Raw genomic sequence first — 25,633 nt, 5'->3', positions numbered from 1 at the left:
ATAGAATTATTGATTAGGATCATGTTCTGTTTAAATAATGATAAAAACGCGGGGTTATACAGTGGAGATGATAATTAACATCACGGTAAGATAACTTTACATAAATAAATTGAGATAGCGTTCAATATTAACTTGAAGTAGGTGGCTATTCTATACACAGTGATTAGTATTTTAACGTATTCTTATCAGGCTAACACCCCTTAGGGTTTGTGTGATTTTGTTTCTGTCTCAGCATGCCGACTTAACATCTATTTTTGGTGGGAGTTCTGGTGTTCTTTATTTGTGATGAATATAAAACCGCATCATTTTACATCTAACTAATTGATTTTCAATTACATTTAATTACCCTACCCTCATCGCTACAGTGTTTTTTATCAAGTTGGTAATTAATGATGAATTTTCCAGTTTTTGGTCTATATTGGTTAGAGGTGTTTTTTTTATAGCAACATATTGATTTATAATTATCTATGCTACAAAAAGAACATACCGAAACTGAGCGCTGAATAAGGGATTGGTTAGCTATGGGAAGCAAACGTTTAATCGATTCATCCGTTTGTTGTTTACTGTGGATAAATGCAGTAATCCTTTTCTGTTTTAGTAAAAAAATATTAGCGGATGCCATTCACCTATTGATTGGCATAACTAAAAGCGGTAAAAAATACCCATCAAAAATTCATCATACAAATCAATCCAGCGGGATAACACCTTTATACACGATTGTAATATCTTGCTGTATAACGGGCGGCAGTCGTTCTTTCGATATTTTAAGTTGCAGCGCAAATGTCGGGCAGCATATTGAGGGTGGTTAAAACGCAAAAGCAGAACTCAAATGAAGAATCTAACAAGATATGCAGGAGGATGCGCTTAAATTCTGAAATATACTAATTAACTGGCATCAAAAGCCTATTTTATCAGTAATAACAAGGGATAACCCTTTACTGACAAGGCAAATTAGAGGGCTAGCAGTTATAGAGCTAGTAGGTTGTTTTTCTCACTTTCACTTTCTTAACACCATACAGGAGGGCTTATGCAGCTCACCCCAAGAGAAGTTGAAAAACTCATGATCTACACGCTGTCTGATGTGGCGTTCAAACGCAAAGCGCGTGGCTTGAAACTCAATTATCCCGAAGCCGTTTCTATCATCACCGTGACTGCAATGGAAGGGGCCAGAGATGGCAAATCGGTAGAAGATGTCATGAAAGAAGCCAGCAAAGTTCTCACTAAAGATGATGTGATGGACGGGGTAGCTGATCTGATTCCGAATGTTCAGGTTGAGGCAATTTTTACTGACGGTAGCCGGTTGGTCACGGTGCACGATCCTATTAAATAACACCGATGGCAGCATGCGAGTAAAACCTGAACTGATTATTGCAGAGGATTAAAGCATGAGCGCAAAGAAAAGCACTAAAGATAATGCAGAACAGAATACCCCTCTCGGGGGCTGTATTTTAGCTGATACACCGATCACCTTTAATGAAAATAAGCCAGTAACCAAAGTTAAAGTTCGCAATACCGGTGACCGACCCATTCAAGTGGGGTCGCATTTCCACTTCTTCGAAGTTAACCGTGCACTGGAGTTCGACCGTGCTGCGGCTTATGGCAAGAGACTCAATATCTCCTCAACCACCGCAATTCGTTTTGAACCCGGTGATGAAACCGAAGTTCCGCTGATCCCTTTCGGTGGCAAGCAAACACTGTATGGCTTTAACAATCTGGTGGATGGTTGGACCGGCGAAGGCGTGGTGCCTAATAGCGAACGCCCAGATAAGCTAGAGGCTATCCGTCGTGCGGCTGAGCGTGGTTTCAAATCGTCTAAATGACACCTTTATAATATAGAAATTCACATACGTGTAATCAGCTATATATGTGTAATCAACTCTATAGTTACACGTACCGGAAAAAGAAAGGAGCGACAGATGCCTCAAATTTCTCGGCAAGAATACGCGGGTCTATTTGGCCCAACGACTGGCGATAAAATCCGTTTGGGTGACACCAATCTGTTTATCGAAATCGAAAAAGACCTGCGTGGATATGGTGAAGAGTCCGTTTACGGTGGTGGCAAGTCATTGCGTGACGGGATGGGGGCGAATAACCATCTGACCCGCGATAATGGTGTGCTGGATTTAGTGATAACCAACGTCACAATTGTTGATGCTCGTTTAGGGGTAATTAAGGCTGACGTCGGTATTCGCGATGGCAAAATTGCCGGTATCGGTAAAAGTGGTAACCCAGGTGTGATGGATGGGGTGACACCAGGAATGGTGGTCGGTGTCAGTACTGATGCCATTTCAGGTGAGCATTTGATTCTGACCGCTGCCGGTATTGATAGTCATATTCATTTAATCTCCCCACAGCAGGCCTATCATGCGCTGTCCAACGGTGTGGCAACCTTCTTTGGTGGCGGGATTGGCCCAACCGATGGTACCAACGGGACAACTGTGACGCCGGGGCCATGGAATATTCGCCAGATGTTACGTTCTATCGAAGGTCTGCCTGTCAACGTGGGTATTCTGGGTAAAGGTAACTCCTACGGACGTGGTCCACTGCTGGAACAAGCCATTGCTGGTGTGGTTGGCTATAAAGTCCATGAAGACTGGGGTGCGACCGCCAATGCCCTGCGCCACTCATTGCGCATGGCAGATGAGATGGATATTCAGGTTTCGGTACATACCGACAGTTTGAACGAATGTGGCTATGTGGAAGATACCATTGATGCATTCGAAGGCCGCACTATTCACACCTTCCATACTGAAGGTGCGGGTGGGGGGCATGCACCCGATATTATCCGCGTGGCCAGCCAACCTAACGTGTTGCCAAGCTCAACCAACCCAACTCTACCATACGGTGTCAACAGTCAGGCTGAGTTGTTCGACATGATCATGGTATGTCATAACCTCAATCCAAATGTGCCAGCTGACGTCTCATTTGCTGAAAGCCGTGTGCGTCCGGAAACCATCGCGGCAGAAAACGTTCTGCACGATATGGGTGTTATCTCCATGTTCTCTAGTGACTCGCAAGCCATGGGGCGCGTCGGGGAAAACTGGCTACGTGTAATGCAAACCGCTAACGCGATGAAAGCATCACGCGGGAAATTACCAGAAGATGCACCGAATAACGATAACTTCCGTGTACTACGTTATGTGGCAAAAATCACTATTAACCCCGCAATTGCACAGGGTGTTAGCCATGTTATCGGCTCAGTCGAAGTAGGTAAAATGGCCGACCTGGTACTGTGGGATCCGCGCTTCTTCGGAGCTAAACCTAAAATGGTTATCAAAGGTGGCATGATCAACTGGGCGGCAATGGGTGACCCGAACGCATCATTACCAACGCCACAACCGGTATTCTATCGCCCAATGTTTGGTGCGATGGGCAAAACCCTGCAAGACACTTGCGTCACCTTTGTTTCCCAAGCCGCTCTCGACGATGGCGTGAAAGAGAAAGCTGGGCTGGAACGTCAGGTTATGGCGGTTAAAAACTGCCGTACCATCTCTAAACATGATCTGGTGCGTAATGATCAAACCCCCAATATTGAAGTGGACCCTGAAACCTTTGCGGTGAAAGTGGATGGCGTACATGCCACCTGTGAACCTATCGAAACAGCATCAATGAACCAGCGCTATTTCTTTGGTTAATAGGAGGTTTGGACGCTAATCCGTTACTTCAGAATTCAGCTTGCCCACAGTAAGTATTATTTAGTGCCAAGGAGGGGGCGCGTTTGGATGAATGATACAGAAAAGGATTTCATTACTGTGGGCAATCTGACACAGGCAAGGAGTCAACAACATGATTTTGATAGAGCACATTCTTGGCAATGTGAAAAAGGATCCGGTTTGGCAGGCGAAACTTAAAAATGCCACTGTTGATCTGTTGGTTTTGGATCAACGGGAAGCGCAAAAAAGCCGCTGCCGTAAATCCACCATGCAGGGGTTGGATCTCGGTATTTCTCTCGACAGGAACGTGGTACTTGCTGATGGTGATGTGCTGACATGGGATGAAGAAAGCAACGTAGCAGTAGTGGTGCAGATCCATTTGCGCGATGTGATGGTGATTGATTTGAGTGAACTGAAAAACCGTTCAGCGGATGAGTTGATTAAAACCTGCTTCGAACTGGGCCACGCATTGGGTAATCAGCATTGGAAAGCGGTGACTAAAAATAATGAGGTGTACGTACCTCTAACGGTTGCTACCACCATGATGGACTCGGTCATGCGAACACATGGCTTCCAGCACTTACCTTTCCGTTTTGTTAAAGGGGCAGAGATTCTGCCATTGCTGACCAACTCTGAAGCACGGCTGTTGTTTGGTGGCGCTGAAGACACTGATACCCATGTTCATGTTGCCAGCCCTCTGGATGAACCCCATGGTTCTGGCTTACATATTCACAGTATTCACTCTCATGGTGAAGGTCATAGCCATAGCCACGACCACGATCACAGTCATGGTGATCATGATAGCGACCATAAACACTGATTGAGGCAGGGAGGCACCGCAATGAATGCATCAGATCTGATTCGTATCATGCAATTTGGTGATTCCGTACTGCCGGTCGGGGCCTTTACGTTTTCCAATGGTGTGGAATCAGCCATTCAAACCGGCGTGGTTCATGACGTGCCCACATTAAAAGGCTTTGTCCTGACGGCGTTAAAGCAGGCAGCGAGCTGTGATGGTATGGGGGTTGTCGCGGCCCATCGGGCCGTAATGGCGGATGATAGTGATGGCATCATCCGTGCTGACTGGGCAGTAAATAATCGTAAGTTAAATGAAGAAAGCCGCTTGATGGCAACCCGAATGGGGAAAAAATTGGCGGAGATGTCTATCCATGTGGTGGAGCACCCGCTGATCAGTTGGTGGCTGGGGCAGATAAAAAGTGGCAATACCGCAGGCACCTATCCGGTGACTCAGGCGGTAGTTATGGCTGCACAAGGGATAAGGCAGCGGGAAGTGGTGGTTATGCATCAATACGGTGTAGCGATGACGATATTAAGTGCGGCTATGCGTTTGATGCGCGTGACCCATTTCGACACCCAGCGCATCTTGTTTGAGTTGAACCATGACATTGAGACGTTCTGTGATATTGCCGAGATAGGTGATATTGACCAGATGTCTTCTTATGTGCCGATTGTGGATGTATTGGCGGCGGTGCATGTGAAAGCACACGTCAGATTATTTAGTAACTAACTGATTAATAAATTGTATTCTGAGTGCTTGGTTTTGTATTAACCGAGTGCAGAGCTAAAGCCAGATCAAAATTAAGAGGATTACCCCGTGAATAGCCATTCAACCGATAAACGCAAAAAGATTACCCGCATTGGTATTGGTGGCCCGGTAGGTTCAGGTAAAACCGCCATCATCGAAGTGATCACCCCGATTCTGATTAAACGGGGGATTAAGCCACTGATTATTACTAATGACATTGTGACAACAGAAGATGCCAAGCAGGTGAAACGTACCCTGAAAGGCATTTTGGATGAAGAGAAAATCCTTGGGGTTGAAACTGGTGCCTGCCCGCATACCGCGGTACGTGAAGACCCAAGCATGAATATTGCCGCAGTAGAAGAGATGGAAGAGCGTTTCCCGGACAGTGACCTGATTATGATTGAAAGTGGTGGTGACAACCTGACACTGACTTTCAGCCCGGCACTGGCTGACTTCTATATCTATGTTATCGATGTGGCTGAAGGGGAAAAAATTCCGCGCAAAAATGGCCCTGGACTGGTTCAGGCAGACATTCTGGTCATCAATAAGATTGATCTTGCCCCCTATGTCGGCGCTAGTTTGGATGTGATGGAAAGTGATACCAAAGTGGTGCGTGGCACGCGCCCTTATATTTTGACTAACTGTAAAACCGGTCAGGGGATTGAAGAGCTGGTGGATATGATTATGCGTGATTTTCTGTTTACTCACGTACAGCCTGAAGGAGCAAATGCATGACATCGCAGAGCCAGAATATCGTGGAGACACCTTCACGGGTTCGCGCTCACGCATTAGGTGTTAACGCGCCGGAATTAGCGAGATATCAGGATGAACCGGTGCAGATGCGTAGCGGGGCCGTAGGGAAAAGTGGTTATCTCAAACTGAGATTTGCCAAACGTGAGCATCGCAGTATTTTGGCCGAAATGGAAAGACGGGTGCCGTCGATGGTACAAAAAGCACTGTACTGGGATGAAGAAATGCCTGAATTACCTTGCGTCACCATGATTTCGACCTCGGGGTGTATTTTACAAGGGGACCGGCTGGCAACTGATATACATGTGGAGGCTGGAGCTTGCGCGCATGTTACCACACAGTCGGCCACCAAAGTTCATATGATGAATGCGAACTATGCCTCGCAGATACAGAATTTCACCGTGGAAGAGGGAGGCTATCTGGAGTTTATGCCGGACCCGCTGATCCCACATCGTAATTCACGTTTTATTACTGATACCACTATTAATATTCATCCGACGGCAAGCGCAATTTATTCAGAAATACTGATGTCAGGGCGTAAATACCATCATGCCGAAGAACGGTTCGGCTTTGATGTGTATTCGTCGAAAGTGGCGGCCCATGATTTGGCAGGAAAAGAGCTATTTGTTGAGAAATATGTTCTGGAGCCGAAGTCAGAGAGTCTTGATGCTGTTGGTGTGATGCAAACATTTGATGCTTTCGGCAACGTGATTTTATTAACCCCGAAAGAGCATCATGACCGCATTCTGGCTCGGGTGGCGGCCCATTTTGACATTAAAGCCGGTATCGCCAGTGGGGCAACACGCTTACCTAATGACTGTGGTTTAGTGTTTAAAGCACTGGGTATCGACAGCGGCGGAGTGAAGGCCGAGATTCGCCAGTTCTGGAAGATAGCTCGTGAGGAGATTCTTGGTATCACGCTGCCGGCGCAGTTTTTGTGGCGCTAATACTCAGGCTGGGTAATCAACATTATGGAGGCGAGGCCCAAGGATGGGCGAGTAACGAGAGCAGCAAGGCAGCAAACGAATGAATCCCGATGAGCTTACATCAGTAAGTGATTCGGGTGCGTGAGAGCAGCTAACACTGCTGCAGCTTCAAGCTAGAAGGGGATTACCCAAATTAATTGGAGTTGCAGCAAGGCAGCAAACGAATGAATCCCGATGAGCTTACATCAGTAAGTGATTCGGGTGCGTGAGAGCAGCTAATACTGCTGCAGCTTCAAGCTAGAAGGGTATTACCCAAATTAATTGGAGTTGCAGCAAGGCAGCAAACGAATGAATCCCGATGAGCTTACATCAGTAAGTGATTCGGGTGCGTGAGAGCAGCTAACACTGCTGCAGCTTCAAGCTAGAAGGGGATTACCCAAATTAATTGGAGTTGCAGCAAGGCAGCAAACGAATGAATCCCGATGAGCTTACATCAGTAAGTGATTCGGGTGCGTGAGAGCAGCTAATACTGCTGCAGCTTCAAGCTAGAAGGGTATTACCCAAATTAATTGGAGTTGCAGCAAGGCAGCAAACGAATGAATCCCGATGAGCTTACATCAGTAAGTGATTCGGGTGCGTGAGAGCAGCTAATACTGCTGCAGCTTCAAGCTAGAAGGGTATTACCCAAATTAATTGGAGTTGCAGCAAGGCAGCAAACGAATGAATCCCGATGAGCTTACATCAGTAAGTGATTCGGGTGCGTGAGAGCAGCTAACACTGCTGCAGCTTCAAGCTAGAAGGGGATTACCCAAATTAATTGGAGTTGCAGCAAGGCAGCAAACGAATGAATCCCGATGAGCTTACATCAGTAAGTGATTCGGGTGCGTGAGAGCAGCTAATACTGCTGCAGCTTCAAGTAAGAAGGGTAAAGATAATGAATGCAAAAACAGATAACCAATCTGGCTGGACACAACTGGCCGCTTCGAATGTTTTTATTGAATTTATTGATACAACTCTGCGTGGCTGTGCTCAGGTAATGTTCCAGAATAATCCACTCACCGGGCTATTCTTTTTTATCGCCATATTTGTCGGTGCTTATGGTGAAGGTAACCCGGCTGTTGCCTATGGCTGTGTGTTAGGTACGGTGGTTGCCACGCTTACCGGTTTAACCATGCGTGACCGTAAATCATGGCGTGCAGGGTTGTATGGCTATAATGGGTGCTTGGTTGGCGCGGCTCTCCCGACATTTTTAATGGCAACTCCGGTGGTATGGGCTTGCATTGTGCTAGGCAGTATCGTGTCGGTAATCGCCACCGTGTGTATTGCCGATATTTTAAAAACCTGGAAAGTCGCGGCATTAACTGCACCCTTCGTGTTCACCACTTGGATGATTCTGCTGGCAAGTTACGCCTTTAGCGGTTTGCACAGTAGCGCATTACCCACACCGGCTTTGCCACATCAATTTATATTGGAATCCGGGAGCATCTTTGGTGGCGGCAATACTTTTGTCAGCATGTTTAACGGTATTTCTCAGGTATTCTTATTCAGTAGCCTGGTCGGAGGGATTCTATTTGTTATCGGATTGGCGGTGGAATCTTTGTGGGCGGCTATTTTTGCCATTTGTGGTGCGATATTAGCCATCCTCACCGCCGCTTTTCTAGATGCTAATCCCCATGATATTAACGCCGGGCTTTATGCTTTCAGTGCGGTATTGACCGCGATAGCTCTGGGCTCGACCTTTAATAAACCCAGTTGGCGTGTGCTGGCTTACACCATTGTGGGGGTTATATTTACCGTGTTGGTTCAGGGGGCGCTGAATACCTTATTGTTACCGATTGGTATTCCAACACTGACCATGCCGTTTGTTTTAGCTTCATGGCTGTTCTTGGTTCCGAATAAAGATGTGATGCCAGCACATCGACAATAACTATTCCGCTCTGGACGTTTTGCTCTGAACATTTGATCGCTATACGGCTGAAAATAATCTGGAGTGCGAACATGACGACAGTGACAGAAAAAAGAGTGGCGTTTGGTAATCAGCAAACCAAACGCCACGCCATCTATCTGCTTATCGGATTGCTGGTAGTTAATGGGTTAGCTTGGGTTTGGGCTTTTACCGAATTTAATGATAATGCGGTACTGATGGGGATGGCTTTTCTGGCATACAGTTTTGGCCTGCGCCATGCTGTTGACGCGGATCATATTGCGGCTATCGATAATGTTACTCGCAAGCTTATGCAACAAGGTAAAACGCCGATTGCTGTCGGGACTTTTTTCTCGCTCGGCCACTCTACTATTGTGATATTAGCCTCGCTGGCTATTGCCGCGACGGCTATGGCATTTAAAGATGATATGGCGTGGTTTCATGAAACCGGTGGGTTGATTGGTACGCTGGTGTCATCGGTATTTTTATTACTATTCGCTTTTCTCAATTTAACTATCTTGCTTTCAGTGTATAAAAAATTTAAACAAGTCAAAGCGGGCCATGTTTATCAAGAAGAAGAACTGGATCTTTTAGTCGTCAACAATGGGGGGCTGCTGGCCAGAGTTTTCAGACGCGTATTTAATATGGTCAATAAAAGTTGGCACATGTATCCGGTGGGGTTTTTATTTGGCTTGGGTTTTGATACGGCGACCGAGGTGGGGGTGTTAGGGATTTCTGCCGCCAGTGCTACTCATGGCATGAACTTGTGGTCCATTATGGTATTCCCAATTTTATTTGCAGCGGGTATGGCATTGATCGACTCACTCGATAATTTTGTCATGATTGGTGCCTATGGTTGGGCCTTCTCTAAACCGGTGCGAAAATTGTATTATAATATTACCATTACGGCAGCGTCGGTTATTATTGCTTTCTTTATCGGTGGGATTGAAGCGTTAGGATTGATTGCAGACAAAATGAATTTAACCGGAGGAGTCTGGACGCCGATTAATAATATTAGTGAGAATTTAGGCGAGATTGGTTACTGGATAATAGGCATGTTTATATTATGCTGGATAATTTCGGCTGTTAATTATTATGTGCGAGGTTATGATAAGTTGAGTGTTAGTCGTTAACTTTACATTTATCACAAAAATAAGGCGCTAATTAAACATTTAAAGTTAATTAGCGCCTTATTTACTTCGCGACTCTGTGTTTAACGTTGCGCACCTACAAGTTACATATGTTTCTTAGCGAAACCTACAATATCCTGTTTAATTTCAGAAAGTTTACTTTCAGGTGCTTTCTTACATACTTCAACTACCTTCGGTGTCACGACAGTATCAGTTTCTTGCAGATCAACATAATCGCCTTTCTTATATTGAGTATCATCATTCAATACCCAATACACAACCGGAGTAAATGACTTAGGATTCAGATCGAGGAATTCTTTGCAGGTCATATCACTCGGGGTCGTGCCCGTTGCTTTAGTGGTTGTAGATGTTGCTGCAAAGGTTGTTGCGGCAGCGGAAAGCAGTAAACCAGTCAATGCAATATTACGAAGTGATTTGAAGGACATGCTTATTTCCTTATTTATTTGTCAAATATCATTGAATATTTACAAAGTTAAACTAAGGGTGATGTATATCACTCAGCTATGGCGACTCAGGATAATGTTCTATTCCTGAGTGCTGCTGTATTATTATATATTAATGGCATTAACGCCATTAATTAAACGTATTATATAATTGGTCATCCAGTATGGATAACTTTACAATGTGTAAAGTGGGCTTTATATATTATAGATGTAATCTATCTAGGAATGGTAATGAATGTTATTTTACTACTTTATTTTAATTACACTCCGTGAATATTAGGCAGCTACAAATGAGGGCAAATAACCCACGATTAAATACAACTATTATTTGATTTTCATCAAAAATAATTCTACTTAACCATGATTTTTCTCATTTTTTATCTATACTTAATTCACCTATAACAATTTTAGTCACTCTATTGATGAAAATATTACAGGAAATTAAGTCTAAAGTTTCGATACCACTTTGCCTCGCTATTCTGGTGGCAATAAATGGATATATGGTCTTAAGCCCAGTGCTGTTGCGGGCGATATCTCATTCAACCGATGCTGTAAACAATTTCAGTACATGGAAGGAGGCATTAAGTTTTCTTGAATTATTTGAAATTCCTCGATTTATGATCGGTCTGGTATTGATATTGATGGCAATCGCACTTTCGATGAGAACCCGCATTGCATGGTTTTTCACCGTGTTATTGCTGTTTACTATCGTTGCTATCAATCTCTTTATTCTTAAAGATCATAATACGCTGACGACTTATTCTCTTGTGATTATTGTTGCCTTGCTTTTTTATTGGCGCGATTTTGATTATCACAGCCTCGGCAGCGGTACCTTCTTTGCGGTCGTCAGTATTGCATCATTGATCGTCTATAGCATGCTCGGTACGCTCTATATGGGGGATGAGTTTGCTCCGGCCGTTACCGATTTACCTACGGCTTTCTATTTTGCGATCGTTTGTATGTCGACAGTGGGATTCGGGGATATTATTCCTCACTCTACGCTGGCACGGATGTTTACTCTTACGGTGATTATTTCCGGTATAACGGTCTTTGCTGCTTCAATTTCTTCTATTGCCGGACCGATGATCAGTAATAATATCAAACGTATAGTTAAAGGTAGGATTTCTCACGTGGAACGTAAAAATCATTTTATTATTGTCGGTACCAACTCCCTGGCACTGAATGTCTATAATGGTCTACGTGACCGGGGTGATGAGGTTACTGTGGTTTGCGCCGTCGGTAGCCAGCATGAATTTCCTTCCGATGCAGATATTATCGAGGGCGACCCATCATCGGTTGCGACATTGCAACTGGCAGGTGCGGCTAAAGCAAAATATATTATCGCCTTATGTAACAGTGATGCTGATAATACCTTTACCATTTTAGCTGCCAAAGAAATTGCGGGTGAGTCCACCAAGACGCTGGCATTAGTGAATGAAAGCCAGAATATGAAAAAAGTTAAACGGGTAAATCCTGATATGGTGTTCTCATTGCCGTTGCTTGGCAGTGAACTACTGGTTAGGACTCTGAATGGCGATACCATTAATAACGATCTTATTACGGAGATGTTCTTTGGTAACTGTCAGAAGTTAGATTGATCTGGCGAGCTTAATCTGCAGTAGTACACAAAAACACCCTCAGCATTGAGGGTGTTTTATTGTTGGAGAGTATTTTATTGGGTAGCTGCATGTGGGTCTTTTGGTTTTTCTTTAGGGCCAATCATCAAACCTAATTCAACAGCGATGAAGCCTATGATCAGGCTGGCGACCAAATAACAGATTGAGACTAAAATTCCTGTAGGGTTCCTCATCATTTCGACCGCACCAAAGACAAAACTGGAAAAGGTTGAAAGACCGCCCATGATCCCGGTTGCGACCATCAAATGCACATATTGGTTAATTTTATCTTTTTTAAATAAAGAGGTAGTCAGCCCTAATAAAAATGCTGCAATAATGTTGGCGACAAAAATATCCATTGGGAAGCCGTCGGCCAGTCGCGGCACGGATAACATAATAAACTCGCGACACATGGCACCAAAAGCACCACCAACAAAGACTAAAATAATAAGATTTAGCATAACATTTCCCTCTGATTAATAAGCCAACCAGGCACCCAATGCCGCTGCTGCCAGACCGACGATGACAGAAATAATTAAATATCCAGCAGCCATTGCTCTACCACGAGCAGTGGCCAGTTTTGCTGCATCCAATTGCATGCTACTAAAGGTGGTATAACCGCCAAGAATACCGGTTAGTACCGCTGCATTGATTAAGTCGCCATAGCGATCACGCCAGTCAACACTAAAGAGAATACTCAAATATCCAATAACAAAGGCACCAGAAATATTAATCAAAAAAGTACCTAGGGGAAAATTACCTTGATATATTTTGCCAACCCTCAGCCCTATCCACCAACGTAAAAGTGATCCGATACCGCCACCAAATCCAACCCACATTACATCGATTACAGTCATAACAAACCCCTCAATGGTAATTCGTCAGAATAAGAATAATTGTAGTATAAATAAATTACGTGATCGTTCGAATATGGCGAGTTATCGGCCTTAAGTATTATGTTTTATTCGAGTTTAATCCGCGGAACTAATATAAATAAAATGAAGATCGGTGAAGAAGATAACCGGAAGTTAATATAGTTCATCTTCTGTATTGTTCCCTAGTGAAACTATATTGCTATTGCTGCCAACGATAGCTGTAGAAACCTGCGTTTGAAATCCGCCAAACCTGCATTTATTGCGTTTTTCGGCTCACATTAACTGCAATTATCAGTGGATATAAACCCACTATATCTGCAAATGAACCTGCATTTTATGGGGCTGACCTGCATTCCATCTTCATGGACCCACAATAACTGCAACTCTAAAATTTTAAACGCCAGAAGCACTCGAAGGTAATCATTCGCTATGAGCTGGTCAACTTTTGATACTAAATAGGTAATCCGGCAGCCAAAATACGATCACGTAACTCCACGACTTCCATCAAACGCTTTAAACCGATGAGGGTATGACCATTAAGATCATGCGCTTCATCCACAAACAGAGCGACGGGACGCTTACTTTTCTTAATCAACTCCTGCAATTCTCGTTCCCGACGTTCGCCTTGCTTGGGAATTTGTACCGCTTTATCCTGAACCAAATCATAGAACAGAGCAGAAATCAGCGTAGCCAGCTTAATGCCGCTTTTCTCCACCTACAGTGATTTGGCCACCAATAGTCAATTGACGTTTTTTATTGTCTGTCCTATGGTTAAATTGTAACGTTTCATTAAGTACCGTTGATGATCCTCTAACCAATAGAAGGTGTTCAATGATATCAAAATTAATCGCGACAATTTTCATTGTGTTTAGTGTAAATTCAGCCCTCGCAAATGGTCAGATTAGATTTGTAGGTGCTATAACAGAATCTACATATAGAGCAAGTGACTTTGAAAAATCTCTCACGAGCATTAACCGTCTCAGTAAAACGGTGCGTGCTGTTTCTGATATAAAAAACAAGATGATTAATATTAACTACCTTAATAAAGAAAAAACCTTCGCAGTAACTCAGATTAGTTATAAATAATAGCTTTTGAAAATGTATAAATTTTCCTGTTGCTAAAACCATTCAAAATAGGAATAAAATGATTTGTAATAAACATGTTGAATTCAGTAGAATATGAGGGGAAAATAAGGAACAACCACAATTGTCGGAAATATAGCTACACCGTGCACAAAAAAATAATTGTATTCTTCTCAAAAGACGTGATTTGTCACAAAAAAGTTGAAGCTTATAGTGGAATATTAGTAATCAATGTGGCGACCGCGACTGGATACAGTATCTCGATGCGCTGGAAATATTTATAAATAACAACACCATAAGTAAATATTATTCACAAATAGTGTTGCATACTGACAATGCAAAACCATTAAAACATCCAATACCTTTTCAAAACAAAGGTAAGGTAGTATTTAAAACGGGAATTCCCTCCATTTATTATAGAGTTCAACCAAGCTAGTCGCTTCATATTTCTTAAGTATATTTATTTTATGAGAACTGATTGTTTTTAAATTAATACTCAATAAATCCTCAATGTCTTTAGTGTCCATACCAAACATTAAAAGTGATAATATTTCACTTTCCCGCCTAGTTAATTTCAATGATTTATTTTCATGGGACATGGAAATATTTGGAATTTTATTCCGGGAAGTTACAAGTCTATGAAAACACTGAAATATGGTTGATTCTATCTCCATGAGCGTTGCTGTTTTACAAAGGTGTATTACATCCACACCTTTAAAATAGGAATAATTATTTGATAATTTACTTTCTTTAGAGTAAAGAACAAGATTGATTTTATTTATTTTTCTCTTAATCTTTTCTAGTATAGAATACTGATTAATTATGGGCACATTATCAATATCAAAAACAACAACCGGATTGACGGACGTTAATATCTCACGCTCAAACTCTGGCAATGAGGTACAGACCTTAAGGACCGTACTGACTCTATCAGGCTGGTGAATGATCACTGGCTCTATAATCGCTCTTAAGGCGAATCGGATTAAATCACTGCCACTGAATATAACAATATCTCTCATAAATCACCTTTTGCATTTAAATTATCTAACGATTAATTGAATAAAAAACAGTTAAACGCAAAATCAAATATCTGGTGTGGATTAAAGAGTGTGCGTTGAGACCTTCCTTGGTCTCTTTATCCATCGTGGTTTAATAGCGGTTAATCGTAAAAATACTTTCCTGTCAGAACAATAAAAATCACCGTTACGCTCAACAGCCTAAAATTACGGACTTATTAAGTTCAACGTTATTTATCCAACACGCCATGGGAAATTCACTTCCCTCGGGCGAGGTTAATAACGCATTCGACGTAGGACATTAATAATAATTGATCAAGAACACGGCTTTACCATTCGCTTTACCCGGTGTGACGTTCGCTTCTGTTTGAATATAACGGGCAGACAGCGGAACACGGATTGTAGAACTGCCGTCTTTTGGCAGCGTCACTGTTTGTTCTGCCGCAAAGTTAAACAGCGTTGGGGTTTGGCTACTACTTCCCCAACCAATCTGGATACCTACGCCCGATGCTGCACCGGATACCGTCGAGTCGATAGCCATAATCCCATTGGCGGCATCAATTACATTGGTAGCAGGTGTCAGGCGCACGCCAATACCGTTATTGAGCGAGTTGGATGGACTCCCCATTCCGGTATTGTAATCCATCAATATCGTCGTATTGGTACTGTTATAAAAACCGTAGAATCTAGGGCAATTTATAAGGTTAATTGACGCATCAATCCAAGGTGTTGTTGAGTTTATCCCCCTAAAAATTTCATTTTTGTCATAACGTCCCAATGCAACCGTGACATCTGGTGTGGTGCAGGTTTGCGTAGACACCGTCAGGGTTCCCTGAAAATTGATATTGTAAAAAGTAAACGGCAACCCGGTGACGGGAACAGAACCCGCATGAGTATTCACCGCGGGCTCAATCGCAGTCGTGATACTCGGGAAATTTGCACCGCTAATCGTAAAGCTACCGGGGGTAATAGCCCCCGTTTTAATGAGCGAGACATAACGTGTTGAACCGCCAAAATTCAAGGCGCCGCCTAATTCATTGCTTACCTGCCTTATAGGGTTCTCTACATCCGTGATTACCGCAGGCCGGTTAACTATTATCGGATTGCCATCCGGGGTTCGTGAAATGGCCACACCAATCCCCGGAATATTGGTCTGATAGACGGCACCCGCAAACGGACCGGTCATCAAGCCGCTCAGAGGGAGTGGGGCATGGCTAATCAACGTTGAACTGCTGTACCAAAATGATTTACCTACGTCAGCCTGTGCCCACTGGCACTCCATAAGCGTATTTTTCATCACCCAGGCCCCTTGATAAAGAACCGTCCCCACAGGAATATCGACCCCTGCCGAAATCACTGGTGGACTCAAGGGGACTGTTTCGGTTTGAGTCGAGCCAGCGGGAAATGAACAATTCGCCACGGCCCAGCTACTGGTACTGATAACACTTAACAAGAGGCCGCCAAACAGCCCACCCACTTTATTCATAGATAGTTTCATACATCATTGCCTCTTTTTCTGGCAGTAAACAGCATTGGGTTAGTGCCTTCCTGCAGCGTTATCGTCTTTTCCGCTGAAAAAATACGTCATATCGAAGCCTTTACTCACGAAGTGATTGCTCCTGAGGCACACAGGTCGAGGTAAACCGCATCATCGCGCTGGCTTTACCGTTGGCTAATTGCGGCGGCAGAATATAGTTCAGGTAACATTGCTGGCCGGTACCTTCACCCCAACTGACTTGCAAACGGCCACGCTCCTCGCTCACCCGCGCATAAATCTGACCACCCTGACCGACAGAACCCACTACCTGACCTTTGGTGTCTAACACTTGCGACCCAAACGGCACCGGCTCGCCATCTGACTGGGTGGCATTGACCAATATCGGATAGCCCTTGGTACTTTTATATTTCACCATCACCACCGCACCGGCATTCGGCGCCACTTTCTGACTGGTGGATTCCAGCTCCACGTCATAAGAGGTCCCCTTCGGATCGATGGTTATCTCATTCATCTGATAGGCACTCAGATACGGCACCACGGCATAACCCCGGGAGTCAATTTTCACGCCGGAGTAACCGGACACTTCGGCCCCTTCAGCGCCCTTCGCTTCCACCACCGCAAAGGTCTCACTGCTGTACGGCGTTAATGTCACGCCACCGGGGTGGGCAATCATGCTGCCTGAAATGCCGACCGAGCCACTCTGATAGTCGCGACCACCACCGTAAGACGCCATACTGGTGGCTTTAGAACCGCGGTACTGACCATTGACACTGCCACTGGCCCCCGACCCGCCGTTGCTGTTCATGGCGGTTGCCCCATAACTGAACTGGCTTTGCTCGCCAGCACTGCCTGAAACCGATGCCTGTTCGCCCCAGTTGCCCTGACCATTGCGGTTCATTTCCAGTCGCATTTGCGGCACGTTCTGCTGGTCATTACGCCCCAACGGGAAACTCATACTGACCAGATAAGTATTTTGCATCTCGCCAAACCCGGAGCGGCTGCGGTTCACGCTGACGCCGTAGGTCATGCTTTTATAGTTGTTGCTGTAACCCACCTGATACTGCTGGTCACTGCCACCTTTATTCCAGTAATCCTGCAAAGAACCACTGATATACATCTGGCCCCAGCCGTCCGGTAACCCCTGATTGGCGGTCACGGTTAAGCGGTTTTTTGCCCGGTAGATACTGTTGGCGTCATAGCCCTGACGTTCGGCATCAAGGGTTTGCATCGCCGTGGCGAAATCGAGATAGCCCTGAGTCGAAAAGCGGTGCGCCGCCACACTCAGGTTACTGTTGGTTTCAGCAATCACCTTGCTGTAACTGACCTGATAGCTCTGGCCACTTTCATTGCCGTTACGCAGGCGGGTATTGGCCTGGGTCACGTCGACCGCCACCGCCCCAATCGGGGTACTGAACGCAGTCCCGACCTGCACGGCATAGTAGTCTTCACTGGCCTGCGCCCCGGTATAACCGGTAATGCTGTTGTTCAGACCACGCTGATAGGTTCCCTGATAAAGACCCGGGGTAAAGGAGAGCGAATCATTGCGCACTTTACCCACCGTCAGGCTGTAGCGCTGCGAACCGGGGCGCAGCAATTGCGCCACTGCCGCAAACGGCACCTGGAAATTCTGTGTGCTGCCGTCGGCTTCACGCACCGTGACATCCAGATTGCCGCCGTAACCGGTCGGATAGAGGTCATCAATGATAAATTCGCCCGGTGAAACCGTGGTTTCATACAACACCTGACCACTCTGGCGCACGGTCACCAGCGCATTGGTGCGGGCAATCCCGCGCACTTCCGGCGCATAGCCACGCAGGGACTCTGGCAACATGCGGTCATCGGTGCTGAATTGTGCTCCAGTGAAAGGCACGGTATCGAATAACTGCCCGGTGGTATTGGATTGTCCCAGCAACACCCGGCCCAGCGCAGCCGGGACATCCCGCTGCACATAACTGTTAATACTGGTGTATTTGCTGTCACCGTCTTCTTGCCAGTTATACGAGCCGTTATGACGGAAATACCATGAGCCGAGGTTTACCCCGGTGTTAATCCCGGCAAAAGCCGAGTTAAATGTCTGTCCGTTGGCGGAGGAGCTGTAGCCATTGAGTGAATAGCCCAACATCCCTGACGTCACGCCGCTGTCCCACAACGCGGGGTTGACGGTGCCACGGGCGGTACGGAGTAACAATGCCTGGGGAATAGCGATATCCAGCCGTTGTTCGCCGCTGTCAAAAGCCACCTGGGCATCGGGGATCAGCGACGCCAGATCAACACAGCCGTCCTCTTCTTTCAGCGGGGCCAGTGATTCAGGCGGCAATACTTCTGTCTTGAGATTAAGACTGGCAATGACCGACGAGGATAAGCAGGCATGGACACTTTTATCGTCGCGGGCCTTAAATTCCACATTCTCATTGCCAATCAGGGTATTGTTTAAATAAATGTCAGCCCGGTAAGTGCCGGGTAACACGCTGCCCCCTTTCGAGAAGCGGCTTAAATCAATGCCGGAACCACCGTGTTCGGTATTTAAGTAAATACTGTCAAACTCCACCGCCTGAGGTTTATTAGGCTCAAGTGATACAGTACTCTCTGTTTTTCCAATGCTATCAACAGCAAAAACAGTTGGTGACAAAAAAACGGTAATAACCGCCGCCGCAACGGGTGTTAAACCAACATTGCGGGTACGCCGTTCTGCTGAAAAAGGCATTGCAGGGTGTTTCATTATTCAATTATTCCGTAGTGTACAGACGTATTCCGCCCCCACGAGATAACCAGCGGACGCTGTGTATAACTGCTGTATATAAATTAAATTAAGGTTTAATGGGCTGACTCAGTTTATTGAGTGCGCCATAATCATTAACAAATTCAAAATCAACGTTATTGCCGGCGGTATTTCCCGGTAACGAAAAGGTCAGCGAATTATTAGGGCTAATCATTTGGCCTTCAACTGGCGCTGTTTTACTGCCCGTTATCCCCACCGTGACCAAAGAAACATGAAACGGTGTCGGATTGGTGGCTTTAAGTCCGCCAGGGACTTTGGTCCAGACTAAAGATTGTGCAGCATCATTCGCATTACCCACTAACCCTGCGGGACGGAAAAACAATTTAATACGGGAGCGGTACGCCATCTGCAAATAATTCTGACTGCTACCCGAATCCACTTTCGCGGGAATTTCCAATACGTTCAACCAAAACACCGATTCTTTATCTGTGGGTAAAGAGGCTCCGGTATAACTGATGCGTAATGTCTGGCTTTTATTTGGTTCGACGCGATTGATTGGAGGCGTAAGCACAAAAGGCACTTTCAAGGTTTCCGGGCGGGCATTCACATCCCCATTGTCAATCCAGCTTTGTAATACCACCGGGCCGGTGCCGGTGTTATTAACCTTTACCGTCACTTCTTTTTGTTTTTCCGGATAAATTACCCGGGTGCCGGTAATAACCACACTGGCCTGAACAGAGCGTCCGACAAATAGAATCAAGAACAAGGCTGAAAATACTGTTAATAAAAGACGGTTAGTGCTGTTCATAACAACCTCGACACTTATTGAATGTGTGCATGCTTTAATTTTAGTTATTATCGTCAAAAAGGGCAGATATCTGCCCTTTAAAATTTATATGTTACTCGTTAATACTTATTTGTATTGAATAGAGTAAACCACGTTGCTGATAACTGTACCGGCAGTGGTTGCGCCATCAGCATAATATTGAACCGCATACGGCAGTGAAGCAGAACCCGTAGAAGCATCAATATAAGTCGTGCTGGTCGTCTGGTTGCTGTTACCGGCTTTAATTGGCGTCATGGCGTTAGACGCGTCCAGCAGTTCCAGGCTAACCTGACCGGCAGTACCGCTTACATTTTTCAGGTGACCGGTAACCACATCGACACTTGGGCCTGCTTCAAAGAAAGCAGAAACTGTTTTCAGGGTGCCAGCACAGTCGCTCAGCGCCATGTTAAAGCCTGTGCTACCAGCAACCTGGTTAGCAGAAGTCAACTGGTTGGTACCGACAGTTGGCAGTACCACTGTTGCGTCTGCACCCTGGCCGTCGACGGATACGTCACAAGTAGACGCTGTCAGTTCACCGTTAAAGGTGATGGTACCGGTAGAAGCGGCTTGAGCAGCGTTAACACCCGCGAATGCAGCAACGATTGAGACAATAATAGCTAACTTTTTCATATATATTCCTAACGTTTTAATTGAGCTATATGAAATATAAATTCATATAACAGGTGAATGTTCACCTAAAGTGAATAATCATCTTTATTGCTTTTCGATATATTTATCGAATGCATTGGTGATGATTAAGTAATGTTATTTTAAATCAGAAATACAGCTTCCATAAAGGTTGGTGGTGCATTTTTAAATATCTCTAATTTTTTATTTCTGTTTTAAGGTAAACAATTTAATAAGCATTCTCGCTAAATTGTGTGCAAATAATATGAGATATTTCTCGGTAGCGGAAGTCGCCATTTCTGTTGTGCGTGATGCTTATTTTGAACTAAAAAATTAATTAATTGCTTAATAACAATGGGTTGTGATTTTATTGTCATTTTCTTTGTTAAATAAACCACATTAAAACCTGTTTTATTTCGTTTATTTATTTTCGGAGTCATTACCCAGATTTGTGTGAAATTTCCCAGATAATTTTGTATTTATAGAATCATTTCTGTGAATGTTCTGACCATACCCCTTGGGTGAGGATAAACATAGTATAAATTAATTGGGGAAGGATTCAGCGCTATGCCCCTGAAATGAAAAAATGGCTGCGCTGGTACTGGCATCATCTCACCGACCTGCATCCCTAGCATTTGGATGAAACCTACGTCAAAATCAGCGGTAAATGGGCTTATTTGTACTGGGCCGTCGATAGCCACGGTCGGACTATCGATTTTTGAAGAAAATGCTGGGTAACCGAAGAGATTGGGAATAGCCGCGACACCGCATTACAGATAAGGCACCGACCTATGGCAGAGCACTGGCGCTGCTGACAAGTGAGGGAATATGTCCACCTGGCGTTGAGCATCGGCAGGTGAAATACCTTACAACGTGATTGGATGTGATCATAGTAAGCTGAAGTGGATAATCAATCTGATGCTGGGCTTCAAGTCGATGAAGACGGCTTACGTCACGATTAAAGGCATTGAGGTGATGCGCTCATTACGCAAAGGACAGGCTTTATGGCCATCTTCAGGGCGAAGTGCGCCTGGTGAACTATGTTTTCAGTCTCTGAGGCCTTTGACCTGAGAGGAAACTTACCTTTCGTGACTATTTGCAACAGTGATCCCCGAGCACTGCGAGCCTAAAAAACAGTATGTTACTTGATTGTTGCCTTAATATGATACAGCCCTTATCGCTGAGTCTTCGAACGCCAAAATCATGTCGTCAACTAAACGTTGTGCCATTGGAGTTAGTGCCACATTCTGGCTATGAATAAAACTATAGTGCCCCTGAGGTAAAGACTCTTTAATCGGGATATAACACAATCGGTCTTTAAGATAGGGAACGTTTAGTAATTCTTTTGGCGCGATAGTTAAGTACCCTTCATTAAGAATAAGTTGTTCTCCCAGTATTGTTGAATCGCCAATAATTAGAGAACCTAATGGACTCCGACCATTGGGGAAGACAAATTTATTCATATCACTGTAATATCCTGCACTAGCTTTTGGTAGATACCACTTTGCTTCCTTCAATTCAGCTAATGAAGTACACATAGCAAGCGGGTGACCTTTAGAGGCAACGACACAAAACTCTGATGTCATCAGAGGCTTCTCAACAAAGCTACCGAGTGATATATGTGGGTTAACGATACCAACAAAGAAATCCATCTGACCAATACGTAAATCAGGCAACAGCTCTGACAATTGCCCTTCGCTCAGGATTATATTGACGTGTGGATATTTTTTTTGAAACTTTATGATTACATCAGGGAGAATAGAGAAGGATAGTAAATACGAACACCCTAGTGTGATAGTTCCGCTTAAAGATAAGTGAATCTGTTCTATTTCATCAGTGGCCCGTTGTATCTCATTTAAGATTAATTGCATTCTGGGTCTGAAGACTCTTCCCATTTCCGTCAGCACTATCCCCTTAGCTCCTCTTATCAATAAAGGAACACCTAACGTTTTTTCCAAGTCTCTTACCGCTCGAGTCAGTAATGGCTGAGTTTGACCTAATGCCTCAGCCGCAGCACGATAACTTCCATGCTTTATCACGGCATGAAATGCTTTAAGTTGGCTTAGTTTTGGTAACCTATTCATAGAGTATTCACTCTCATCATTCTTCAAATTTATCAAGACTAGATAGTTAAATATAATCCAACGACTAACAGTGCCTGAAAAAGAACAGGCACATCTCTTTGAAGAGTGGGTGGGTATGTGCAAGATTATCTGATCCAGACTTTATAGTGGTCAACTAAAATTGGCCAGAGCCGCCGCTGGCGTTCCACGCTTCTTTGACCCGGCTGCGTTTAACCACTCGCTCAGCATCGGGTTCATCAGTCTGGCTATGCCAATGCCGGTAGCTACTGCGATGAACGTCAAAAATCTGGCACAACGACGTAACCGGATATCGCGCCCTAAATGGGGACAGTTTGGATACCTACGCTAATGCGACAGAACCGTAATAAATGAAGATCAGCAGAAATTAGAATAGATAACGAGCACCCAGCACCACTTCGCTGGAAACCAGACGGGCTTTCATTTGCTCGTCTTTCAACCCTCTAACGTTGTTGAAGTTATTGTAGCCACTTTCAACGTTGCCCATATCAACGTAACGGTAGCCCAGATCGAGGTTAAGACGCTTTATCGGCGCATAACTGATCCCTGCACCAAGTGAGTAAGCTAGGTTGGTTTGCGTATTTGAACCATATTGACGCGAGGTATTACCCTGCCAGCCATCAGATTCTACTTTAGCGATACCTAAACCAAGGGTACCATAAATCGAGAAATCATAACCCAATGCGTAGTCACGGTAAGCATTGAGCATCAAACGTTGTACATCCACTTTGTGGTGATTAAAGCTGTTGGCAAAGGTGGTTGAACCGCTGGTGTATTCGCTCTTTTTCTTGAAAACGTATTCACCCTCAGTGCGCCAGCCATTACCAAACTGATAGCCCGCGGCCGCAGCACCATTAAAAAAGCTCTCTCTTTCGTTACCGCGGACAAAACTCCCAACGCCCGGACGGCTGCTGGTGTCCATATTTTTTGCAGATTGCTCAACATGCAGTAACTTCAGTGAACCGTAATAACCTTGCAAATAATTATCAGCAAAAGCCTGGCCAGAAATAGTCGCTAAAGAAATAGCCAGCACAAGAGGTTTAATATTCATACGTTCCTTGCTTTAAAGAAAATTAATGATGATGTAGAACATCGCAGTCTGGATTATTTACATCATCGCAATTGATTCAGTTAAAATAACCAGCCCGAAGCAAGGAAACAATTCGTTCGATTACTTAACCTACTAGGTATTTTTACTTAGTAAGTGGAGAGCATAAAAAGGGCACTGTGGCAAATAGTCGCTAAGGGGGGTTCCACGCGCAAACCGCCGAAAATTCCGTCTGGCCTGTTAATCGATTTTTTGAGGCATAACCCCGTTGCACAAACGTTCGTTTATGCTTGGTTACTATAGGGCATCGGCAAATCAACGGCTTATTTGATGCAAAAACCTATTGCTAAATCATCCAGAAAGGCAAGAGGTCACTGCAATCCACCCTCGCGGAATTTTCGGCGGTTTGCGCTTACAACCCCATATACAGCACGATTAGTACCATTGGTACCTCAAACCAAAATGTCGTCAAATCACAGCTTCGCTTCCAGTGCCAGTGGGCCTGGTTGCAGTTAATGTGGGTTAGTCTGAATGGAATGCAGGTTGACGCCATCAAATGCAGGTTCATTTGCACTTAATCTGGGTTTACCACTCCGAATACATACAGATAATTCGGGTCGAAAAACGCGATAAATGCAGGTTTGTGAATTTATAAACGCAGGTCGCTACAGATAGCACTTTATACCGATTGCGTGGGGGGTATCACTTGCAGGGACAAAGGATAGCGTTAAAATAGAAATGCCGTTTCAGAAATCCGATAAGCAGAGACAGGAGCCATCATGCCCTACCAAGCAGACCCTTCCCGATATAACCAAATGCAATATCGTTTTTGTGGAAAAAGTGGCTTACAGCTTCCGGCGTTATCGCTTGGGCTGTGGCATAACTTCAGTTTTAACAATACATTAGAATCGCAACGTACATTATTGCGCAAAGCCTTTGACCTAGGGATTACTCATTTTGATTTGGCCAACAACTATGGCCCACCTCCTGGCTCTGCCGAGCAAAATTTTGGTAAATTGCTGCACGACGATTTTAAGCCTTACCGTGATGAGCTGATAATCTCGACCAAAGCCGGTTATAACATGTGGCCTGGCCCGTATGGTGCGGGCAGCTCGCGCAAATATCTGCTTGCCAGCCTGGATCAAAGCTTACAGCGTATGGGGCTGGACTATGTTGATATCTTCTATTCGCACCGTGTAGATGAAAATACGCCAATGGAAGAAACCGCCTCGGCACTGGCTCAGGCGGTACAAAGTGGCAAGGCACTCTATGTGGGGATTTCTTCATATTCTTCTGAGCGTACCGCCACAATGGTCGAGCTATTGCAGCAATGGAAGGTTCCGCTGCTTATTCATCAACCTTCCTACAATATTTTGAATCGTTGGGTTGAGCAGACTCATTTGTTAGATACGCTGGAGCAACAGGGGGTGGGTTGTATTGCTTTTACCCCATTGGCTCAAGGGCTGTTGACGGGGAAATACCTCAATGGCATTCCCGATGATTCTCGAATGAAAAAAGAAGCGGGCGGCTCGTTGAAGGAAAATATGTTATCAGCCGCCAATCTGCGCAGTATCAAGGCACTGAATGCATTAGCTCAACAACGTGGGCAATCATTGGCACAAATGGCATTGAGCTGGTTATTGAAAGATAATCGTGTGACCTCGGTATTGATCGGTGCCAGCCGCCCAGAGCAGTTGGAGGAAAACTGTGCAGCCCTGACTAACCTGAGTTTCAGCGCTGAAGAGTTACGTGAGATTGATCAGCATGTGGCCGAGGGTCAGCTTAATTTATGGCAGGCCTCTTCGGACCGCTAACCGGTGATAACGTGAG

At 44.8% G+C, this 25,633-nt stretch carries 23 protein-coding genes and 2 pseudogenes; 13 read left to right on the top strand and 12 right to left on the bottom strand.

The genetic code is table 11. The features are described from left to right. The first annotated feature begins 521 nt into the window (after positions 1–521). From Q2T72_RS16760 to Q2T72_RS16715, 10 genes are all read left to right on the top strand, one after another. The gene (locus Q2T72_RS16760) at positions 522–809 is read left to right on the top strand and encodes a hypothetical protein (RefSeq protein WP_227746584.1); all 288 of its coding nucleotides are present in this window, start codon (positions 522–524) and stop codon (positions 807–809) included. Between the two features lie 218 nt (positions 810–1,027). After that, the gene (locus Q2T72_RS16755) at positions 1,028–1,330 is read left to right on the top strand and encodes an urease subunit gamma (protein ID WP_002215288.1); all 303 of its coding nucleotides are present in this window, start codon (positions 1,028–1,030) and stop codon (positions 1,328–1,330) included. Positions 1,331–1,385: 55 nt separating this feature from the next. Beyond that, positions 1,386–1,820, top strand: coding sequence for an urease subunit beta (locus Q2T72_RS16750; RefSeq protein ID WP_083163055.1), 435 nt, complete (start codon positions 1,386–1,388; stop codon positions 1,818–1,820). 96 nt (positions 1,821–1,916) lie between these two features. Beyond that, on the top strand, positions 1,917–3,635 hold the full coding sequence (locus tag Q2T72_RS16745; RefSeq protein ID WP_083163057.1) for an urease subunit alpha: 1,719 nt from the start codon (positions 1,917–1,919) through the stop codon (positions 3,633–3,635). A gap of 151 nt (positions 3,636–3,786) precedes the next feature. After that, positions 3,787–4,473, top strand: a complete 687-nt coding sequence (ureE, locus tag Q2T72_RS16740; protein ID WP_083163059.1) for an urease accessory protein UreE — start codon at positions 3,787–3,789, stop codon at positions 4,471–4,473. A 21-nt stretch (positions 4,474–4,494) separates the two neighbouring features. Then, positions 4,495–5,181 (top strand): urease accessory protein UreF, encoded by a 687-nt coding sequence (locus Q2T72_RS16735; RefSeq protein WP_083163061.1) that lies wholly within the window; start codon positions 4,495–4,497, stop codon positions 5,179–5,181. Between the two features lie 87 nt (positions 5,182–5,268). After that, complete coding sequence (ureG, locus tag Q2T72_RS16730) at positions 5,269–5,934, top strand: urease accessory protein UreG (protein ID WP_005188826.1); 666 nt, start codon at positions 5,269–5,271, stop codon at positions 5,932–5,934. After that, the gene (locus tag Q2T72_RS16725; protein WP_083163063.1) at positions 5,931–6,896 is read left to right on the top strand and encodes an urease accessory protein UreD; all 966 of its coding nucleotides are present in this window, start codon (positions 5,931–5,933) and stop codon (positions 6,894–6,896) included. Before ureG ends, Q2T72_RS16725 begins: the two co-directional genes overlap by 4 nt. Positions 6,897–7,809: 913 nt before the next feature. Continuing rightward, on the top strand, positions 7,810–8,802 hold the full coding sequence (gene yut / locus Q2T72_RS16720; RefSeq protein WP_083163065.1) for an urea transporter: 993 nt from the start codon (positions 7,810–7,812) through the stop codon (positions 8,800–8,802). 71 nt (positions 8,803–8,873) lie between these two features. After that, entirely contained in the window at positions 8,874–9,932 is a 1,059-nt protein-coding gene (locus Q2T72_RS16715) for a HoxN/HupN/NixA family nickel/cobalt transporter (RefSeq protein ID WP_083163067.1), read from the top strand. Between the two features lie 101 nt (positions 9,933–10,033). On the opposite strand, the gene hdeB is transcribed toward Q2T72_RS16715, so the two are convergent. After that, the gene (gene hdeB / locus Q2T72_RS16710) at positions 10,034–10,375 is read right to left on the bottom strand and encodes an acid-activated periplasmic chaperone HdeB (RefSeq protein WP_083163069.1); all 342 of its coding nucleotides are present in this window, start codon (positions 10,373–10,375) and stop codon (positions 10,034–10,036) included. A gap of 440 nt (positions 10,376–10,815) precedes the next feature. On the opposite strand from hdeB, the gene kch reads away from it, so the two are divergent. Beyond that, a complete protein-coding gene (gene kch, locus Q2T72_RS16705) occupies positions 10,816–11,991 on the top strand; it encodes a voltage-gated potassium channel protein (RefSeq protein ID WP_372569510.1) in 1,176 nt (391 codons plus the stop codon). A gap of 74 nt (positions 11,992–12,065) precedes the next feature. On the opposite strand, the gene crcB is transcribed toward kch, so the two are convergent. From crcB to Q2T72_RS16665, 8 genes and pseudogenes are all read right to left on the bottom strand, one after another. Then, entirely contained in the window at positions 12,066–12,470 is a 405-nt protein-coding gene (crcB, locus tag Q2T72_RS16700) for a fluoride efflux transporter CrcB (RefSeq protein ID WP_083163073.1), read from the bottom strand. Between the two features lie 15 nt (positions 12,471–12,485). Next, positions 12,486–12,866 (bottom strand): CrcB family protein, encoded by a 381-nt coding sequence (locus Q2T72_RS16695; RefSeq protein ID WP_372569509.1) that lies wholly within the window; start codon positions 12,864–12,866, stop codon positions 12,486–12,488. Between the two features lie 508 nt (positions 12,867–13,374). Then, a pseudogene (locus Q2T72_RS16690) lies at positions 13,375–13,584 on the bottom strand (AAA family ATPase); the annotation flags it as partial. 772 nt (positions 13,585–14,356) lie between these two features. Then, a complete protein-coding gene (locus Q2T72_RS16685) occupies positions 14,357–14,986 on the bottom strand; it encodes a LuxR C-terminal-related transcriptional regulator (RefSeq protein WP_372569508.1) in 630 nt (209 codons plus the stop codon). 298 nt (positions 14,987–15,284) lie between these two features. Beyond that, a complete protein-coding gene (locus Q2T72_RS16680) occupies positions 15,285–16,481 on the bottom strand; it encodes a fimbrial protein (RefSeq protein ID WP_372569507.1) in 1,197 nt (398 codons plus the stop codon). Positions 16,482–16,581: 100 nt separating this feature from the next. Continuing rightward, a complete protein-coding gene (locus tag Q2T72_RS16675) occupies positions 16,582–19,200 on the bottom strand; it encodes a fimbria/pilus outer membrane usher protein (protein ID WP_372569506.1) in 2,619 nt (872 codons plus the stop codon). Positions 19,201–19,288: 88 nt separating this feature from the next. Continuing rightward, positions 19,289–20,008 (bottom strand): molecular chaperone, encoded by a 720-nt coding sequence (locus Q2T72_RS16670; protein WP_372568463.1) that lies wholly within the window; start codon positions 20,006–20,008, stop codon positions 19,289–19,291. Between the two features lie 105 nt (positions 20,009–20,113). Next, positions 20,114–20,656: a fimbrial protein gene (locus tag Q2T72_RS16665; RefSeq protein WP_372569505.1), complete on the bottom strand. Its 543-nt coding sequence runs from the start codon at positions 20,654–20,656 to the stop codon at positions 20,114–20,116. A 554-nt stretch (positions 20,657–21,210) separates the two neighbouring features. Here Q2T72_RS16665 and Q2T72_RS16660 point away from each other — a divergent pair. Then, positions 21,211–21,710, top strand: a pseudogene (locus tag Q2T72_RS16660) (DDE-type integrase/transposase/recombinase); the annotation flags it as partial. Positions 21,711–21,810: 100 nt separating this feature from the next. On the opposite strand, the gene Q2T72_RS16655 reads toward Q2T72_RS16660, so the two are convergent. The 3 genes from Q2T72_RS16655 to Q2T72_RS16645 form a co-directional block, all read right to left on the bottom strand. After that, positions 21,811–22,737 (bottom strand): LysR substrate-binding domain-containing protein, encoded by a 927-nt coding sequence (locus Q2T72_RS16655; RefSeq protein ID WP_372569504.1) that lies wholly within the window; start codon positions 22,735–22,737, stop codon positions 21,811–21,813. A 154-nt stretch (positions 22,738–22,891) separates the two neighbouring features. Beyond that, positions 22,892–23,032: a hypothetical protein gene (locus Q2T72_RS16650; protein WP_372569503.1), complete on the bottom strand. Its 141-nt coding sequence runs from the start codon at positions 23,030–23,032 to the stop codon at positions 22,892–22,894. A 90-nt stretch (positions 23,033–23,122) separates the two neighbouring features. Continuing rightward, a complete protein-coding gene (locus Q2T72_RS16645; protein ID WP_372569502.1) occupies positions 23,123–23,806 on the bottom strand; it encodes an outer membrane protein in 684 nt (227 codons plus the stop codon). A gap of 776 nt (positions 23,807–24,582) precedes the next feature. Here Q2T72_RS16645 and mgrA point away from each other — a divergent pair. Next, positions 24,583–25,617 (top strand): L-glyceraldehyde 3-phosphate reductase, encoded by a 1,035-nt coding sequence (gene mgrA, locus Q2T72_RS16640; protein ID WP_083163077.1) that lies wholly within the window; start codon positions 24,583–24,585, stop codon positions 25,615–25,617. Positions 25,618–25,633: the final 16 nt, after the last annotated feature.

This window comes from Yersinia sp. 2466 StPb PI (genome assembly GCF_041538325.1).
Taxonomy (GTDB): domain Bacteria; phylum Pseudomonadota; class Gammaproteobacteria; order Enterobacterales; family Enterobacteriaceae; genus Yersinia; species Yersinia enterocolitica_E.
This window is presented reverse-complemented; position numbering and strand designations above follow the sequence as displayed.